The 18,247-nt window shown below is 60.4% G+C and carries 17 protein-coding genes; 10 read left to right on the top strand and 7 right to left on the bottom strand.

What is annotated here, in order from left to right:
- Positions 1-4 precede the first annotated feature (4 nt).
- From ACNAOH_RS03505 to ACNAOH_RS03485, 5 genes are all read left to right on the top strand, one after another.
- A complete protein-coding gene (locus ACNAOH_RS03505) occupies positions 5-1,303 on the top strand; it encodes an MFS transporter (protein ID WP_443971392.1) in 1,299 nt (432 codons plus the stop codon).
- A 254-nt stretch (positions 1,304-1,557) separates the two neighbouring features.
- Entirely contained in the window at positions 1,558-2,073 is a 516-nt protein-coding gene (locus ACNAOH_RS03500; RefSeq protein WP_443971391.1) for an RNA polymerase sigma factor, read from the top strand.
- 220 nt (positions 2,074-2,293) lie between these two features.
- Positions 2,294-2,989, top strand: a complete 696-nt coding sequence (locus ACNAOH_RS03495; RefSeq protein WP_443972034.1) for a FecR family protein — start codon at positions 2,294-2,296, stop codon at positions 2,987-2,989.
- A 116-nt stretch (positions 2,990-3,105) separates the two neighbouring features.
- Positions 3,106-6,210, top strand: a complete 3,105-nt coding sequence (locus ACNAOH_RS03490) for a TonB-dependent receptor domain-containing protein (RefSeq protein WP_443971390.1) — start codon at positions 3,106-3,108, stop codon at positions 6,208-6,210.
- 61 nt (positions 6,211-6,271) lie between these two features.
- On the top strand, positions 6,272-7,639 hold the full coding sequence (locus ACNAOH_RS03485; protein ID WP_443971389.1) for an alkaline phosphatase family protein: 1,368 nt from the start codon (positions 6,272-6,274) through the stop codon (positions 7,637-7,639).
- A 260-nt stretch (positions 7,640-7,899) separates the two neighbouring features.
- Here the strand turns inward: ACNAOH_RS03485 and ACNAOH_RS03480 are convergent, their stop codons facing one another.
- A complete protein-coding gene (locus tag ACNAOH_RS03480) occupies positions 7,900-8,253 on the bottom strand; it encodes an FKBP-type peptidyl-prolyl cis-trans isomerase (protein ID WP_443971388.1) in 354 nt (117 codons plus the stop codon).
- Between the two features lie 462 nt (positions 8,254-8,715).
- Between ACNAOH_RS03480 and ACNAOH_RS03475 the strand changes: the two genes are divergently transcribed.
- Together ACNAOH_RS03475 and ACNAOH_RS03470 are read left to right on the top strand one after the other, a co-directional pair.
- Positions 8,716-8,991: an HU family DNA-binding protein gene (locus tag ACNAOH_RS03475; protein WP_443971387.1), complete on the top strand. Its 276-nt coding sequence runs from the start codon at positions 8,716-8,718 to the stop codon at positions 8,989-8,991.
- 215 nt (positions 8,992-9,206) lie between these two features.
- Positions 9,207-9,683 (top strand): hypothetical protein, encoded by a 477-nt coding sequence (locus ACNAOH_RS03470; RefSeq protein ID WP_443971386.1) that lies wholly within the window; start codon positions 9,207-9,209, stop codon positions 9,681-9,683.
- A 115-nt stretch (positions 9,684-9,798) separates the two neighbouring features.
- Here ACNAOH_RS03470 and ACNAOH_RS03465 read toward each other — a convergent pair whose 3' ends face one another.
- The 5 genes from ACNAOH_RS03465 to phhA form a co-directional block, all read right to left on the bottom strand.
- Complete coding sequence (locus ACNAOH_RS03465; protein WP_443971385.1) at positions 9,799-9,894, bottom strand: hypothetical protein; 96 nt, start codon at positions 9,892-9,894, stop codon at positions 9,799-9,801.
- 63 nt (positions 9,895-9,957) lie between these two features.
- Positions 9,958-10,965: a fumarylacetoacetate hydrolase family protein gene (locus ACNAOH_RS03460; protein WP_443971384.1), complete on the bottom strand. Its 1,008-nt coding sequence runs from the start codon at positions 10,963-10,965 to the stop codon at positions 9,958-9,960.
- Positions 10,962-11,510: a VOC family protein gene (locus tag ACNAOH_RS03455; protein ID WP_443971383.1), complete on the bottom strand. Its 549-nt coding sequence runs from the start codon at positions 11,508-11,510 to the stop codon at positions 10,962-10,964. Before ACNAOH_RS03455 ends, ACNAOH_RS03460 begins: the two co-directional genes overlap by 4 nt.
- Positions 11,507-12,598 (bottom strand): 4-hydroxyphenylpyruvate dioxygenase, encoded by a 1,092-nt coding sequence (gene hppD / locus ACNAOH_RS03450; RefSeq protein ID WP_443971382.1) that lies wholly within the window; start codon positions 12,596-12,598, stop codon positions 11,507-11,509. The genes ACNAOH_RS03455 and hppD overlap by 4 nt, the downstream gene beginning before the upstream one ends.
- Before the next feature lie 25 nt (positions 12,599-12,623).
- Entirely contained in the window at positions 12,624-13,487 is an 864-nt protein-coding gene (gene phhA, locus ACNAOH_RS03445; protein WP_443971381.1) for a phenylalanine 4-monooxygenase, read from the bottom strand.
- Positions 13,488-13,662: 175 nt separating this feature from the next.
- Here phhA and maiA point away from each other — a divergent pair, with 175 nt between their 5' ends.
- The 3 genes from maiA (at position 13,663) to ACNAOH_RS03430 (ending at position 17,085) form a co-directional block, all read left to right on the top strand.
- Positions 13,663-14,313 carry a maleylacetoacetate isomerase gene (maiA, locus tag ACNAOH_RS03440; protein ID WP_443971380.1) on the top strand — a complete coding sequence of 217 codons (651 nt, stop codon included), beginning with the start codon at positions 13,663-13,665 and terminating at the stop codon, positions 14,311-14,313.
- On the top strand, positions 14,310-14,780 hold the full coding sequence (locus ACNAOH_RS03435) for an Lrp/AsnC family transcriptional regulator (RefSeq protein WP_443971379.1): 471 nt from the start codon (positions 14,310-14,312) through the stop codon (positions 14,778-14,780). The genes maiA and ACNAOH_RS03435 overlap by 4 nt, the downstream gene beginning before the upstream one ends.
- Before the next feature lie 247 nt (positions 14,781-15,027).
- Complete coding sequence (locus tag ACNAOH_RS03430; protein WP_443971378.1) at positions 15,028-17,085, top strand: hypothetical protein; 2,058 nt, start codon at positions 15,028-15,030, stop codon at positions 17,083-17,085.
- A gap of 18 nt (positions 17,086-17,103) precedes the next feature.
- Here the strand turns inward: ACNAOH_RS03430 and ACNAOH_RS03425 are convergent, their stop codons facing one another.
- Positions 17,104-18,246 carry a glycerate kinase gene (locus ACNAOH_RS03425; protein WP_443971377.1) on the bottom strand — a complete coding sequence of 381 codons (1,143 nt, stop codon included), beginning with the start codon at positions 18,244-18,246 and terminating at the stop codon, positions 17,104-17,106.
- Position 18,247 lies beyond the last annotated feature (1 nt).

Here is an 18,247-nt window from a genome sequence, read left to right as displayed (position 1 = left end):
ACATTTGGCGCTCACTGGCCTGTGGCTCGGCATGGCGATGTCAGCCCTCGATGCTTCCGTGGCAAACATCGCGCTGCCCACCATCGCGCGAGATCTCAGCGTCGCGCCTGCCACCGCGACCTGGGTGGTGACGGCATATCAGATTGCAGTGGTAATGATGCTGTTCCCTGTCGCCGCGCTCGCCGAGCGCGTGGGTTATCATCGCGTTTATCAAGCCGGCTTGGGCTTGTTCACACTGATGTCCCTGGGTTGCTCTTTCGCGCCGACCCTTGAGGTGCTAGCGGGCTGCCGCTTTCTGCAAGGCGTCGGTGCGGCTGCCATGATGGGCGTAAACGGGGCGCAAATGCGTGTCACCTGGCCTAGCCATCTTCTGGCGCGCGGCATTGGTTACAACGCGCTCGTCATCTCGTTAACGGCTGCGGCAGGGCCGAGTTTCGCTGGCTTTGTGCTCCTCTTCGCAGACTGGCCATGGCTGTTCCTGATCAATATCCCGATTGGTGCTGTTGCACTGGCGCTCGTGCAAGGTTTTGGTCCGCGGACGATGCCGGTTAGTCGCCAATTCGACTTCCAGGGGACTGTGCTCAATGCAGTAATGTTCGGCGCCTTGTTTCTGGCGGTGTCAGAAGCAGTCCACGGCAGCATATCTTTGTGGCTCGTAGCCACGCTCAGTATGGGTGGTCTGTCAGCGCTTCTGTTGTTCCGTCACTTAAAGTCCGATCCAAGGCCGCTGGTTCCGATTGACTTGATCCGGATCCCGCGGCTCCGTTTTGCCTATGCTGCGTCAATTAGCGGCTTTGCGTCGCAAATGTGCCTGTTGATCTCGCTGCCGTTTCTACTCGAAGAAAGATTGGGGCTCCACGCAGCTGTTATCGGCCTCCTCGTCGTTCCGTTGCCGGTAGGGGTTGCGCTAGCGGCGCCCTTGGGCAGCCGTGTCGCGAACAATAAATGGGCAAGTGCCCTGAGCGCCGCTGGTCTCTCACTCATGGCTGTCGCGCTTCTCGGTCTCGCTATGATGATCGATCCGCGCCTGCCGATCCCGGTTGTCGGCTTCGCAATGGCACTGTGCGGAATTGGATTTGGCCTCTTCCAGGTTCCAAACAACAATGTGATGCTTCGAACAGGTCCCCTGGAAAGAGTGGGTGCAGCATCGGCCATGCTTGCCCAGTGCCGTCTCGTCGGCCAAACGACTGGCGCTCTGATTGCAGCGCTTGTGATGCATTTTGATGGTCAGAGTTCAACGTCTGCGCCTATTTCGGCGGCTGCTCTCGCTGGCCTTGCTGCCCTCCTTTCATCGCGACGATAGCCACTTTCGCCAGTCGATATCGGGGGCAGCGTCAGACGCAGACAGGAATGCCTGCTCTTAAAGCAATCGGCAATTTCAACGCCATGGCAGGCTCATCACCTCATTGGCATGGTTCGAGCAGCTCATCAAAGAGGGCGGCGCACCCTCCTGCTCATCTCCAATTCCTTCAAACCAGGCAAAAAGAGACAGGCCCCCCCCCGTAAATCGTTCGCGCAATAAAGTTGTCATCGCCCACGGATAGGGGCGTCAGCGCGATGGATTTATCTGCTCCCCATTTGACCGCACAGCGAGCCGATCTGCTGCGATATGTCGGCCGGCGGGTAGGCGACACGACCATCAGCGAGGACATCGTTCAGGAAGCCTATCTCCGGTTGCTCACCTTCGAGGCCAAGCCTGAGAACAGAGTTTCAAACGTCCAGGCGCTGCTGCGCCGCATATCGCTTAACCTTGTCCGCGATTATTCCCGGCACCTGCGCCGCCGGGCGACTGTCGAACTGTCAGACGATATTCCGTGCCCACAACCAACGGTCCAGTGCCAACTGGAACGGCGGCAATTGATTTCGTTGGTTGCGGAAGTCCTCAAGGGGATGCCGCGTCTGCGTCGAGAGGTTTTCATTCGTCGGCGCGTGCACGGGGATTCGGGCGCGGACGTGGCCGACGCCTTGGGGCTCTCTCCCAGCGCGGTGAGCAATCATGTCGCACGCGCCATGCTCGATCTAGATATGGCAATCGAGAAGATCGAGAAGCGAGGCGGTTCTGTCCGAGATTGACTCGACACGTTGGGAAGCGGCCCAGTGGGTGGAGCGTCGCACAAGCGGCGAACCATTTGATGCACCCGCCTTTACCGCATGGCTTGATGGCGATCCGCGGCGTGCAACGGTGTTCGAGGCGATGTGGCGTCGCGTCACGGGGCCAGATATGGACGCGGCCGTGCGAGCTTACGGCCGACGAGGGGCAGCGCGACGCACGGTCGTTGCAAGCGGCGTGACCATGCTGCTGATCGGCGCCGTCGCTTATCAGGCCAAGCCCGTCCTCGAACTGCACTTTGCCAGCCCGCAGGAATACGCGGCAGAGGGGGGAGGCGTCCGCAAAGTCAGCCTTCCGGACGGCACTCGTCTCACATTAGCGGGCGGCGCAAAAATCGAGGTTCGATACACAAGACATGACCGCACCGTCGAACTCTCGCGCGGAGCGCTCTATGCCCATGTGACCCATGATGCGCGGCGTCCGTTCCGCATCAATACGCCAAATGCGCGTATCGTGGATATCGGAACCAGCTTCGAGGTCTTGAGCAAGCCGGGCGACACGCGCGTGAGGGTCACGTCGGGGGTCGTGGATTTTGGGCGGAACGGCTGGTTCAGTCGGCCCATACGGCTGAAGGAAAAGCAAGCCGCCATTCTCGAGGGGGCAAGCCTGCGCCGTCTTGCGGACGTTGATCCGACTGCGGTTGCGCGATGGCGCAACGAATGGGTCGAATATAAGGGCGCGCCGCTTCGCCAAGTCATTGCGGATCTTGAGGCCCTTTCACTCGAACGGATCGAGATTGCCGATGACGCTTTGGCCAAAAAGCCCGTGAGCGGTCGGATAAGACTCTCCGATCCTACCGGTCAAATTGAGAATCTGGCAATTACCCACGATTTCAGAATACACCAAGCCTCAGGCACTTTTATTTTAGATTCAAAATAGATTTATCATATCGTCAAAATACTCGTAACAAAATTGAAACAAAAAACTTTGTGAATTTTCGAGATTGCTCACGTCTTTCTCTCTGAACCCATTCATTTACTCAGGGGGAACATTCGGTGTCTACGGTTCATGGTTCGCTTCGGGCGAGCGTCGCAGCTTTTTCTCTTATCATTGGCGCTTTCGGCGCATCTTCTGCGCTGGCCCAGAGCGGCATTACGCTTTCTGCAGCGAGTTTGGAGGATTCGCTCAGTGCTCTATCCCGCCAGTCTGGCGTGCAAATCCTTGTCGATCAAACCCTGCTTCGTGGAAAAGCGGCCCCCGCCATCCGGGCAGCATCGTCCACCGAGACGGCGCTGGATCAGTTGCTGCGTGGGTCTGGCCTGACCTACCAGAAGCGTGGCGACGCATTTCTGATCGTGCGCGGTCGACCTGCTGCTCAAGGCAGCAGTGCCGAGCGTCGCACCCCACGCACGCTGGCAGGGTCCGAGCGCCGGACCGCAGCTGTCGATGAGGCTGGCGATCCATCAGAGACCGAACAGATCACGATCACCGGCTCGCGGATCGTGCGTGACGGCTTTGACGCGCCCACGCCTGTCACGGTGCTTGGCGAAGAAGAGATCAAGCGCGACGCATCCGTCAACATCGCCACCTATCTTTTGAAGATTCCGGCATTCGCCGGAAGCCTTTACAACAATGGCAGCACAACCAGCGCCGGATTGCCCGGGATCAGCTCACTGTCGCTCCGCAACCTCTCCCCACAACGGACATTGGTCCTTTTGGACAATCAGCGTCTGCCAGTCGCCAATACAGGCGACTATGTCGATATCAATGCCATCCCCAACGGCATTATCAAGCGCGTGGATATCGTCACGGGCGGCGCTTCTGCCGCATGGGGCTCCGATGCCGTCGCCGGCGTGGTCAACTTCGTGATCGACAAGGACTACACCGGAATAAAGGGCGAACTTTCCGGTGGCGTCACCCAAAGAGGCGACGACGAAAACTACAAGGTGTCGCTAACCGCTGGCACGAAGTTCGCCGATGGTCGCGGCCACCTGATCCTCAGCGCAGAAACCTCTTACAACGCTGGCGTGAAACGCGTGGCGCGCGACTGGTACAAGGGGTTCCGCAGAGTCGTGAACCCCGCTTACGCTGTCGGCAATGGCCAGCCCTATATCTTGTTGGCCGAACATGTCGGACCGCGACAGGTCGCGCCCGGTGCCATCGTCACGGCCGGGCCGCTCACCGGCATCGTTTTCGGGCCGGGTGGGCAACCGTTTCAGCTCAATCAAGGCCAATATGCTCCCGGTGCCGCATATATGATCGGCGGCGACTGGCAGATGGGTGACTGGCACCCGATCACACAGAACATGCAAGTCCCTCTGTCGCATCAGAATGTCTTCGCACGGGCGAGCTATGATGTTGCGGACAACATCAACCTCTATGCCCAGTTCATGTACGGCCGAGCCTATGTGGATACGCTGACGACGCCATATTATCAGTATGGCGGACTTACGATCCAGCGCGACAATGCTTTCCTGCCAGCCTCGGTCGGCGCGGCGATGGATGCCAGCAACCTGACGAGCCTGACCGTTGGCACGTGGAACCAAGCGATCGGTGCTCTGCCTTACCAGACAGAGAAGCAACTCTATCGCTACACGCTGGGCGGAAGCGGAAATTTCGACCTAGTCGGCTCGAACTGGACCTGGGCGGCTTACGCCACGCGGAACAAAAGCGACTTCTCGCAGGATTATGGCGCACCGATCATGGCCAACTATCGGCGTGCCATCGATGCGGTGATGGGACCGAACAACGTGCCGGTTTGCCGCTCGACCCTGACCAATCCCAATGACGGCTGCTCGCCCTTCAATATTCTCGGCACCGGCGTCGCCACATCATCAGGTCTGAACTATGTGATGGGCGTCGCGCGCATGAAGGGCTGGGTTACCCAGGACATTCTCGCTGCCTCATTCAATGGCGAACCGCTGAGCACCTGGGCTGGCCCCGTTTCCGTCGCCTTCGGTGTCGAACATCGCCGCGAAAAGGAAACGGGCTGGTCTGATCCGATCTCGCAGGCACGAGGCTATTGGGCCGGCAATTACCAACCACTGGTTGGCTCTTACAACGTAACCGAGGGCTTTGTTGAGACGGTCGTCCCGATACTCAAGGACTCGTCCTTCGGCAAATCGCTCGAGCTCAACGCCGCGATCCGCCATGCACATTACAGCACAGCCGGCGGCGTGACGCCCTGGAAGATCGGCCTCACTTACTCGCCGATCGACGACCTGACCCTGCGCGCCACACGGTCCCGCGACATTCGTGCAGGTAGCTTGTCCATCTTGTTTCAGCCAGGGCAGGTGCTGACCCAGGCGCTGTTCAATCCATGGACCGGAACCACCCAGACGACGCAATTCACCACCATCGGGAACCCTCAAATCGCGCCGGAAAAAGCGGACACGACCGTGTTTGGCGCTGTGCTTCGACCGCGCTGGATCCCCGGACTGACCTTCTCGGTGGATTACTGGGACGTCAACGTCCGGGACGCCATCACCACGATCAGTGTGACGAGCCTGATCGACGGATGCTATTCGGGGCGCTTCCCGCAATATTGCGAATTTGTGGGCCGCGACGGCGCAAACAACTTCACCGCGATCACGCAGGTGCCGGTCAATCTCGCCCTGTTCAACGTGCGCGGACTTGATTTCGAGCTGGGGTACGGTCTGCCAGTAGGCAACGGCCAATTTTCCATCCGCGCCCTTGCCACTCGTGGCCTGAAGAACGTGACGAACAGCGGCCTGCCAGGGGCGGTCGATTCAAACTCTCTCGGCATGAACGCCTCCATGCCTCGCTGGCGCTACAACATCTCTGCGAGCTACCAGCAGGGTGCATTCACTGGCGCGCTGACCGCACGGGGCATCTCATCCGGCGTCTACTCAAACGATTACATCGAATGCACCAGCAACTGCCCCGCCAGAACCGCCACCAAGGATACTATCAGCAACAATCGCTACGGCGGCGCGCTCTACTTCGACCTCTCCTTGAATTATGAATTCATGGCGGGACTGGAAGGCTTTTTCGCCGTCACCAACCTTGCGGACAAGGATCCTGAACCCGTTGCGCAGGGGATCGGCGTCAGCAATCCCCAGTGGGGCATCATGACGCCGGGCAATGGCTATGATTATCTAGGCCGCTCCTTCCGCGCGGGCGTGCGCTTCAATTTCTAGCACATCGACGAGGGCAGCGCGGGTCTTCCCGCGCGCCTTTTCAAAATCGAGGAACTATCCAATGGCCATCGACTTCCGGCGCAAAGCCATCCTGTTTGCCTGCACGCTCGCCATCTATCCAACCGGTTCGGCTCACGCAGAATCGCTGCTGCTCGTCAGCATCGACGCGATGGGGCCTGATTACATCCTCAAGGCTGATGAATTGGGCCTCAAGGTTCCCACCTTGCGCAGCTTCATGAAAGACGGCAGCTACGCGAAAGGGGTTCGCGGTGTCGTGCCCACCGTCACATGCCCGAGCCATGCGTCGATCGTCACCGGCGTGACGCCTTCGAAACATGGGATAACGGGCAATGATCCGCTGAAGAGTGATGGTTTCGCCTCAGTCTTGTGCACGTTCGCCAGCGATATCAAAGTGGATGCACTCTACGATGCCGCTGCGCGGGCCAGGATCGAGACCGGCAGCGTTGGCTGGTTGAACACCGCCGGCAGCCCCAGCATCAAATATAATCTGCCCTATACAGACCCGTACAAGTCCGAGATCGCCATCAAGTTTCAGGAAGCCATGGCCCGCCCCGACGGCTTGTTGACTGATCTGCAATCGAAGCTCGGCAGCTATTACCAGGACGCCGATGAAGCCGGCAGCACGATCCGGCTGCGTTTCGCAACCGAGATCATGAACCGCTACAAGCCGAGCTTCATGATGTTTCACACCGTTTCGGTGGATCACACGGCCCATGCCAACGGACCATGGAGCGTCGAAGCTAAACGGGCGATGGAGCATGAAGACGCGGTCCTTGGCGAGATCATTACGACCGCGCTGGCGAATGATCCCGACACGGTGATCGCCGTCGTGTCCGATCATGGACAGGCTGCATATACACGCATCCTCAACATCAATATTCCGTTGATCGAGGCCGGTCTGATCGAGATCGAGCCACTAACGCCGGGCCGCGCGGTCGCGGTGAAGGACTGGACCGCGAAACGCTGGGGCGATGCCATCCTGCTCAAGGACCCTTTAGACGCCGCAGCACGGGCCAGGGTTTCAGATCTGCTGCGCCGCCTAGCGGCCGATCCCGCCAATGGCATTGACCGCATTATCGAAGGCGTAGAGGTCGAGAAGCTCGGCGGCTATCCCGGCGCCAGTTTCGTTCTGGCGATGAAGCCGGGCACCGTGCTGGGCGGCAGCTATGTCGGGGACAGGCTGGTCACTCTCCCCACCACCCGGGGAACGCACGGTTATCTCCCCGAAGTTTCGGCGATGAACGCTTCCTTCTTCATCAAGGGCAAGGGCATCAAAGCCGGGCAGGATCTCGGCGTGGTGGACATGCTTCGGATCGCACCCACTCTCGCTCAAGCCATGGGTGTAAGCCTGAAGGATGCGCGCGAAGCCCCGTTACCGGTATTCGAAGCAGCCTCGGGTAAGCGCTGAAAAACAGCCGAAAAGGGCAGGCGCCTCTTTTCGGTTTCAGCCTGAAACAACGGTCGCTTTCAAAGATCGGATTAAGGCAAGCGACCGATGGTTTTGCTGGCGAACCTGGAAGTGCTTGCCATTTGACCTGTGTGGGGTGGGGCTACTCCCGGTGCGTCTTGCGCCCACGGTTGTGCAGGTCTGCGCGGCGCGCAGGATAGCGTTCATCGGTGAAGTCGGCTCGCGTTAAGCGAGCATCTCCACATCTGGCGATCACCCACTTAATTGCCGCTCACAGGTTCTTCAGTATCCATTCCGGGCCCTCGCATTGCCTGAACTTCGGCGGCGGATTTGTAGTCGAGCAGTTCGACCTGAAACACGAGATCCGAGTTGGCCGGGATCGGGCCTGAGCTTTCCGAACCATAACCCATCGCGGCAGGCACGCAGATCCGGGCGACACCAGTTTTTGCGATCATCTGCAGACCTTCGGAGAAGCCAGGGATCACGCCGCTCACGGGAAAAGCAGTCTGCATTCCCTGATCGAAGACAGCGCCCGTCGCAGCCAGATAGCCAATATAGTTGACCAGGACATAGTCAGCGCTCGTAGGTTTGGGACCGGTTGCCTGACGGAGCATGGTGTAGCCAAGGCCCGAAGGCGTGCTGGACGTGCACAGCCGTTGTCCGGCAGGCAATGTTGGGTTGAGCGGGAGGGCAATGATGTCATTCGTCGCCTTTATCGCAGATGGCACTGTGCTCGGCGCAAGAGGCTTTTCCGTCTCTGCCGCGGCAGCGCATAAAGGCACGGCCAACAGGGACACCGCGACGACACGGGCCAGGCGCGAAGAATGAGGAGTAGTTGTGATCATGAGCAGGCCTTATCCGGGAGAGCAGCGCTCGATCAACTGCTCAATCCTTGAAACGCGAGGTCTGCAATCATGTTTGCGCAATATGCGCCGCACACGTGCTAGTGAGGATCAGAGTCCACTCTTCTCCAGCGAATATCTCCCCCCGAGGTGAGACGGTTTGCAAAGAGTTGCTGACCAGGCGGCATCCACCCGCTATGGCGCTCGCGAATTTTCAAGAGAGGAGTTTTACGAATGAACAATGCCGACCTCGCGGAGAAGATCGCGACCGCTCATGACGTCAGCAAGGCAGATGCCCGCAAGCTGGTGGATGGCGTGCTCGCCGCCATCGTCGATGCTGCCGCAGCAGGCGAAGAAGTCAGCCTGTCCGGCTTTGGAAAGTTCAAGGTCAAGGCATCTCCGGCCCGCGAAGGCCGTAACCCCGCCACCGGCGCGGCGATGACCATCGCTGCCTCCAAGAAGCTTGGCTTTGCGCCCGCAAAGGCAGTGAAAGACCGGCTCAACGGCTGATCGGCCTGCATGAGAGTTCCGGCGCGCCGTCAGCGAAAAGATGACGCGCCGGACAAACCCAAACCTCAGAGCATAATTGCCGTTCGCGATGACGTGCATGCGAGGTATGCAGCGAGACTTCTAGAAGCAAAAGCTCCAGCCGGATCCGAACGGGCTCTGGAGTGTTTTCCACGGATCTGTCAGCAAGAAATCAACCAGCGCTAAAGGAGTTCTCCATGCGTAGTCTCGCCGCCCTCCTTCTCCTCTCGCTGGGAGCAACAGCTTGCTCGGAAGCCCCTAAGGGCGAACGCGGCAACAATATGGCTGAGAATGACATTGCGGCCGCCACGTCGGTCGATGCCATTCAGCAGGGGAATGGGATCGCGAATAATTCCCTCGGCGCTTCCAGTGCTGCTGCGCCGACGAACCGCGACGGCTGGGTTGGCCGTTGGATCGGCGTGGAAGGGTTGAACCTTACGGTCTCAAAGGGAAAGTCTGCGGGCCTCTATTCGCTTAAGATGCAATATGGGACTGACGAGGACATGTCCGGCACCTTCGAGGGTGTCGGAACAGCCGAGGGGATCGCGTTTGTGAGGCCCGACGGCAACCAGGTCCTGCGTGCGTCGACCGGTGACGACACCGGCCTGAAATATCTTGCGGGAAAGACTGACTGTCTCAAGGTGAAGGACGGCGAAGGCTACTGCCGCAGATAGGCAGGCCGATGCCTTCATTTCGGAGGTTTAGGCTGCTAAATGGGCATTCCGAAAGCGGCTGCTCGTTCATCGGCGCGTGCCAGCCATCGTCCACGAGGGCGAACTGCTCGCTGAATTAGTGGCGATCATACTCTACCTTCTCGGCCTCCAGCGCGACAGCCGTCATGAAAGAGAAGGCGGCCACGAAATCGCGGAATTCAAAATCTCGCACGAGTGCATCACGAACCGGTTCGTATGTCCGCTTCGGCGCGTTCCTGATCGTTCAATCGCTGCATTAGATGGATTCTACTGTCTGGGAAATCGTGCCGAACAAGGCTTGACCACAGTCGTCCTCCATCCAGATCCGGACAGTGTCGCCATGCCTGAGAAAGGGCGTAGCCGGCGTGCCATAGCGGATCGTCTCGACCATCCGCACCTCGGCGATGCAACTATAGCCAAGGCCACCATTGGCCACGGGCCTGCCGGTGCCGCCATCCGCATCGCGATTGGACACCGTGCCTGAACCGACAATCGTTCCCGCGCCAAGCGACCTGGTCTTTGCGAGATGCGCGATGAGCGTTCCGAAGTCGAACGTCATGTCGACGCCAGCATCGGCGCGGCCGAAGGGCTGGCCGTTGAGGTCGACATGCAGAGTGCCGTGCAGCTTGCCGTCCTTCCACCGCTCGCCTAGCGCATCCGGCGTCACGAAGATGGGCGACAGCGCGCTGGCCGGCTTTGACTGGTAGAAGCCGAAGCCCTTGGCCAGTTCGCCCGGGATGAGGTTGCGCAGTGAGACGTCATTGACGAGGCCTACGAGCCGGATGAGTTTGCGCGCGTCTTCCGCAGTGGTACCTTGGGGGACATCGTCGGTGACGACGACGACCTCCGCCTCCATGTCGCAGCCCCAGGCTTCGTCGACGAGCGGGATGGCGTCGCGCGGGCCAAGGAACCGGTCGGAGCCGCCCTGATAGACGAGCGGTTCATGCCAGAAGCTTTCAGGCAGTTCTGCTCCGCGCGCCCGGCGGACGAGCTCGACATGGTTCACATAGGCCGAGCCGTCGGCCCATTGATAGGCGCGCGGTAGAGGTGCCGCGAGCGCAGCGGGATCGAGCGGCTGGGCCGCAACCGCGCCCTTCGCCAGATCATCCGCAAGGGCCGCGAGCTTCGGCTCGATGGCTGCCCAGTCGTCCAGCGCCGCCTGCAAAGTCGGGGCGGCCGCCCCGGCTTCGACATAATGTGAAAGATCGTCCGATACGACAATCAGGCGACCGTCTCGGCCATGCTTCAGGCTGGCGAGCTTCATGCGTTGGGGTCCTTGTGCAGCCATTCGGCGTGGCGGGGGGCGCGCTTGGTCTGGCTCCATTCCTCAAGCATCAGCGGGGCGATGCGCTTCAATTCGGCATATTGCGCATCGGTGCCGATGTTGCAGGCCAGTTCGACGCGGTGGCCATTGGGATCAAAAAAATAGATCGAGCGGAACACGCCATGGAATGTCGGGCCGAGCACATCGATGCCCTGCGCCTCGATATGGGCCTTCGCGGCAAGCAGCGCGGCCTCATCCTCCACCTCAAAAGCGAGATGCTGGACCCAGGCCGGGGTATTGAGGTCGCGCCCCATCGCCGGCTGGTTTGGCAATTCGAAGAAGGCGAGCACATTGCCACTGCCGCAATCGAGGAAGACGTGCATGTAGGGGTCGTCCTCGCCGGTTGAGGGCACCTTGTCCTCGGCGAAAGCGGTGGTGTAGGTCATTCCCAGCACGCGCTGGTACCATTCCACCGTCTCCTTCGCATCGTTGCAGCGATAGGCGACATGGTGGATGCGCTTGAGCTGTGGTGCGACTGTGCTCATGCTGGCTCTCCCACATTCAGCGCGCCGCGCTGCAACTGGTCGCGCTCGATGCTCTGGAAGAGCGCAGTGAAATTGCCCTCGCCAAAGCCCTCGTCCTTCTTGCGCTGGATGAACTCGAAGAAGACCGGGCCGATCTGCGGCTGGGCGAAGATCTGGAGCAGCAGGCGCGGGTCGCCATCCTGCGTCGACCCGTCGAGCAAGATACCACGCGCCTGAAGTTCATTGACCGGCTCGCCATGGCCGGGGAGGCGCTCGTCCAGCATCTCGTAATAGGCGGCGGGCGGCGCGGTCATCAAGGGCACGCCCAGAGCCTTGAGCCTGTCCCAGGCGGCAATGAGATCATCGCAAAGCAAAGCGATATGCTGGATGCCTTCACCATTATAGGCGCGCAGGAACTCCTCGATCTGGCCGCCGCCGGCTTTGCCTTCCTCATTCAGCGGAATGCGGATCTTGCCGTCGGGCGCGGTCATCGCCTTGCTGGTGAGGCCGGTATATTCGCCCTTGATGTCGAAATAGCGGATTTCGCGGAAGCCGAAGACGCGCTCGTAGAAGCTCGCCCAATGAGCCATGCGGCCCCCATAGACGTTGTGGGTCAGGTGATCGATGATCTTGAAGCCCGTGCCTTCGGGGTGCCGGTCGACGCTCGGCTCGTAGACGAAATCGATGTCGTAGATCGATAGTCCGCCAGTCTCGTCCTCGTAACGGTCGATGAGATAGATGATTGAACCTCCAATGCCGCGCACGGCGGGCAGGCGCAGTTCCATGGGGCCGGTGCTGACCTCGACCGGCTCGGCACCGCGTTCAATGGCGAGGGCGTAGGCTTTCGCCGCGTCCTTTACCCGCCAGCCCATGCCGCAGGCCGAGGCGCCATGCTCGGCGGCAAAATAGGCAGCGGGACTGCGCGGTTCATAGTTGGCGATCAGGTTGATGCCGCCCTGACGCCACAGCTGGACGTCCTTGGACCGGTGTCGGGCAATCAGGGTGAAGCCCATCGCGGTGAAAACCGGCTCCAGCAGGCCCTTCTCGGGCGCACTGAACTCCACGAACTCAAAGCCGTCGAGGCCGATGGGATTGTCAAACAGGCTCATCTCTTCTTCCTCTCAAGACATCTGGTTAGCTGGTGACGCCGTTTGCGCGTGCGTAGCCTTGGGTTCCTGCGTGGAAGACCCGATCGGTTGGGAGAAGGGCTCCAACCTCGATCGGCTCAAGCTCGCGCACACGCTCGTAGATTGGTCCGAGATCCACATCGCGCGTCTGCCGCAGAAGATCTTCGAAGCTCTCGATGACGAAGTAGCTCTGCTGGTAGTCATCGATCCGGTATCGCGAGCGCATTACCCGTTCGAGGTCGAAGCCAATGCGGTTCGGGGACGGATCGTCGAGAGCGAAGAGACTTTCGCCATAGGACGAGACGATGCCTGCTCCATAGAGCTTGAGATCATCGCCATCGCGAACCAGCCCGAACTCGACAGTGTACCAGTACAGGCGGGCCAGTGCCTCGATCATACCGAGCTTGGCCGCCCTCAGACCACCTTGGCCATAGGCCTGCATGTAATCGGCAAAGACCGGGTGGACGAGGAGCGGCACGTGCCCGAGCACATCATGGAAGATGTCCGGCTCCTGCAGATAGTCGAGCTGCTCAGCGGGGCGGATGAACCGACCAGCCACGAAACGGCGATTGGCAAGGTGCTCGAAGAAAATCTCGTCGGGCACAAGGCCGGGGACTGCAACGATTTGCCAGCCGGTTGCACGATGCAGCCGCTCGTTCAGTTCCTCGAAATCCGGAATGCCCGGCTTAGACATGCGAAGGACATCAAGGCCTTCCATGAAGGCAGGAACCACCCGCGTAGGCAGCATTTCGGCCTGGCGAGCGAACAGCCGATCCCACATTTCATGCTCTTCACCCGTATAGGAGGCCCACTCCTGAGGAATGGTCCAGTCGGGTGCGGCGCCGGGCGGCAGGAAATCCGTGCTTCCCATGACGGCAATTTATCAAACCCGCGCGAAAATTCGTTTCATTCATGGGAGTTTCTACGGGTATATTGGATTGAATTGATCGGAAATCTGGCAGTCGAGATAGATATTAATCACCATAATGATGCAATGGTCCGGGTGATCGTTCGAGGCACGACCCACGGTAGACGGAGGCAAGACTATGACGATGACCCTGCACGGCTATTGGCGGTCCTCAGCATCGTACCGGGTGCGGATCGGCGCTAACCTCAAGGGCATCGACTACAGCCAGTCGAGCTATGATCTTCGCAAAGGTGAGCAGAGCGGGCCGGCGCTAGGCCGACACGCGCCTCTCGGTCTCGTGCCGGCACTTGAAGTCGACGGAGAGAGTCTGTCGCAAAGCCTCGCCATCCTCGAGTGGCTCGAGGAAAGCTACCCGACGCAGCCGCTTCTTCCAGCCGACGCCATGAGCCGTGGCATTGTCCGCGCTATGGCGTCTACCATCGCCTGCGATATCCATCCGCTCAACAACCTGCGGGTTCTACAGGCTTTACGCCATGACCTTGGCGTGCCGGAAGATGCAGTGAAGCGCTGGATCGAGCGCTGGATTCATGCCGGCTTTGCGGCGCTGGAGATCATGATACGCGACCATGGCAAGGGCTTCTGTTTCGGGGAGACACCGACGATAGCGGACTGCTGCCTGGTCCCGCAAATCTATAACGCCCGCCGCTTTCACGTCGATTTGACTGATTTTCCCGAACTGCTGGCGGTGGATGCCCGATGCAGCGAGATCGATGCGTTTGCTCGCGCGGCACCCGAGCGCCAGCCCGATGCCGATGGAGCGGGGGCATGACTTTGGAACGCCGGATCGATGCCATCGATCGCAAGCTGCTGTATGAGTTGCAGCGCGATGCGTCCATCAGCCATGCTGAATTGGCTGAACGCGTCGGTGCCTCGACGGCCTCTTGTTGGCGGCGTATTCGCGCTCTGGAAGCCGACCGGATCCTGGGTAGCCAGGTGCGCCTGGTCGATGCAGCGCGTCTAGGCCGAGGGGTCAACGTCATCTGCCACATCAAGATCAAGAACCATTTGATCGAGACGACGGAAGCGTTCGAGAGCTTCATCGCCTCGCGCGAGGAGATCATCGAGTGCTATTCGATGTCGGGCGATTGGGATTATCTGCTGCGCATCCTGGTTGCCGATGTGGAAGACTATAATCGCTTCCTGATGCGAACCGTGCTGCGGCACCCTTCCGTGGCTACCGGTTCCTCGCATTTCGCGTTGGCGCAGGTGAAATATACCACTGCGGTGCCGCTATAAGGGGGGCGACGCCCTCGAGATACCCGCCTTTGAGGTGGAGTGAATTGGTAATATAATTTTACCATTGATATAAATGGCCAAGAAAATATACAGATCGGCGTCGGTGGCCGGCACAGATCGTCGTGCCAGGCCAGATATAAACGCCCGAGGGAGCAGGATCGTGCAATCAGGCCAGGAAAATCATGCCGCTTCCTCAATGGGAACTGGAGTAAAGCTCCATCGGCGTCAGTTTTTGGAATGCGCAGCTTTGGTCGGCGCGGTCGGAATAGCGGGCGGCATGCTGGACGGCGGCTTTTCGGACGAGGCCCATGCGGCATCGGCTGGCGGTGCGGCCGACACTGCCGGCTCTCGCCTGCCTGACGGCACGCAGTTCACTTATTGGGAAAAGCCGCTGACCTTCTCCCGGACCTATTATGTGGATAATGGCGCGGCAAGCGCGGACGACAATGGACCGGGCGACAAGGCGCGGCCGTTCCGCACGATCGGCAAGGCGGCGGAGGTGTTGCAGCCGGGCGAGCGGGTCGTCATCGCTTCGGGCGTCTATCGCGAATGGGTGCGTCCGGCACGCGGCGGCACGGGGCCGGACCGGATGATCAGCTATGAGGCGGCGCCGGGCGCGAACGTCTATATCCGGGGCTCGGAGGCGCTCAGGGACGGCTGGAAGCAGGAGAGCATCTCGACCGGGCCGCGCAATGCGCCCGGGCCGTCCGTTACGGTCTGGCGCTATGATCTCACGAGCGAGATGTTCCCGGATCTCTATAATCCCTTTGCCTTGCCCAGCATTATGGGGTCCTGGGGCTGGCTCGACACTGCCATCGTCGACATGGGACCCTATCTGCGTAGGCGCGGTCTCCTCTTCGTAGACGGCAAGCCGCTGGAGCCGGTCGAGCAGCTGAATGAGCTGGCGCAGCCCAATCTTTCGCCGGTGCCCGACTACACGAAGCCGGCTGCGCCGCAGCGCGGAATGCCGCCGCGTCGCCGTGGCGGTGCGATCATGCAGGAACTGGGCGGCACGCTTAACGGGCGCTTCTATGTCAACAATAGCGGCACGGCGATCTACATCCGGCTGGAGCAAGGGACTCCGGCGGATCATCTCATCGAGGCGACGACCCGCCCCGCCACGTTCGTGCCCGCCCAGAGCGGCTCAAGCTACATTCGGATAAAAGGCCTCAACTTCCAGCATGCGGGCAATCCCTACCCCTATCCCGGCGGGCAGGACGGCATGGTTTCGCTGGGCGGCGGCGACCACTGGATCGTGGAAGACAACATCATCGAATGGGCCAATGGCTCGGGCCTCATCATCGGGCGGGATGCCTATAGCAGCCTGCCGGGCGGGGCGGCCAAGACGCCCGGTCAGTCGCAGATCATCCGGCGCAACACACTGCGCTACTGCGGCGTCACGTGCCTTTCGGGGCTCGGCACGACCGACACGCTGATCGAGGACAATCTCATAGAGTGGTGTGGCTGGGCCGACGCCGAACGCGGCTGGGAAGCGGCGGGCGCGAAATTCCACTTCGCCAAGAACATGCTTTTCCGCCGCAATGTCATCCGGCACATGCGCCATGCCAATGCCGCCTGGTGGGATGTCGACAATGTCAATTGCCGCATCACTCAGAACATCATGGCGGACGTGCTGACGGTTGGCTCCGCGCTGCACATCGAAATGACGCCGGATCAGGATCTGATCGACAACAACATCATCTGGGATGTGCGCAACGCCGAGCCCGGCACGCCCGGCCAGAGGGGTTGTGCGGGTTCGGGCATCTTCGACAATGCGTCGAGCAAGCAGATCATCGTTCAAAACCTGATTGGCCAGTGCAATAACGCCGGCATCTTCGCTATCGTTCGCCCGGACAGAGGCCTGCCGCAAGCCAACGGCAACACGGTAGCCGGCAACATCTTCACCAAGTGCAAGTCGGCGATCAATTTCGTCGACAAGAACAATAAGGCGGACAGTAACGTCTATGCCGGTCTGCCGGAGCGATTTCAGGGTCTGTTCGAGGGCGAGCCGAGCCCGACATATGATCCGGTCGCCTGGCAGAAGATCAAATTCTATGATCTGCCGAGCTGGCGCGCCATCCAGGGTTGGGATCAGCAATCCGTGCTGGCGGACATGGAGATCGATTTCGACCCCAAGACGCTGCGCCTCACGATTTCGAGCAGCAAGCCTCTGCCCAAGTTCAAAGCGTTTCCCGGCATCGGCATTGACCTCATGGGAAGGCCCGTGGGCGAGGCACGGGTCGCGGGGCCAATCGGCGATCTCTCCAAGCGGTCGTGGAGTGTCGATCCCCGCGTTATGGCCTGATGGGCGATTTTCTCCCCGCTATCCCAGTGCCATCCCGATGCGGAGTCCCATCGCGACGTTTCTCGCTGTTTCAAGAACATTGCTGCTTGCCTGCTCCAGTGCTTCTTCCATCGTACAGGGATAAGAAACTACACTGAACATCGCGTCGATCCCATGATCGAGGACGAGGCTGGCGCCCTCACCGAGCGCACCGGTCAGCGCAATGACCGGCTTTGCATGGCGCTGACCCAGAGCAGCGACGGCCACCGGGGTCTTGCCGTGGATGCTCTGGCCATCGATGCGTCCTTCGCCGGTTATGACGAGGTCGGCCTCACGCACATGACGGTCCAGGCCAACTGCGTCGAAGATGATCTGGGCGCCCGGACGCAGAATGGCGTGAGTGAACGCTACAAGCCCTGCGCCGAGTCCACCTGCGGCGCCGCCGCCGGGCAGATGGGCAACGTCTATTCCCAGATCGCGCGCAATACACCGGGCATAATGAAGGAGGCTCGCGTCAAGCTGGCTGACCATTGCGGGCGTGGCGCCCTTTTGCGGGCCAAAGATGGTTGAGGCGCCCGAAGGCCCAAAGAGCGGACTGTCCACGTCGCACGCGACTTCGATCTCGCACTCCGCCAGGCGCGGATCGATACCAGCGATGTCGATATGGGCCAGCGAGGAGAGAGCGGCCCCGCCGCGTTCGATGGCTTTGCCGTTCCTATCCAGAAGCTGCGCGCCCAGCGCCTGAGCCATGCCTGCGCCGCCGTCATTGGTAGCGCTACCTCCCAAGCCGATAATGAAGTGCCGCGCACCCAGATCAAGGGCGCGCCGAATAAGCTCCCCTACGCCGTAAGTGGAGGTATGCAGGGGGTCGCGTCTCTCCAGAGGCAGCAGCATCAGCCCGCCCGCCGCCGCCATTTCGATGACTGCGGTCCTGCCATCGCCCGTCAGTCCGAAGAAGGCGTCGACGGCATCGCCCAGCGGCCCGGTAACTCTGTGGGAGATGTGCCGTCCGTTTGTCGCCGCGACAAGCGCATCGACTGTCCCTTCCCCTCCGTCCGCGACTGGCATCTGGACATAAGTCCAGTCGGGAAAAACCTCTCGGAAACCCGCCTCGATGAGTTCGACCACTTCCCTGGCGGAGAGGCTCTCCTTGAACGAGTCAGAAGCGATTACAACTTTCATT

The sequence above is a fragment of the Sphingobium sp. CR28 genome (genome assembly GCF_052327305.1).
Taxonomy (GTDB): Bacteria; Pseudomonadota; Alphaproteobacteria; order Sphingomonadales; family Sphingomonadaceae; genus Sphingobium.
Note: the sequence above shows the minus strand (reverse complement) of the source record. Positions and strands in the feature narration are given on the sequence as shown.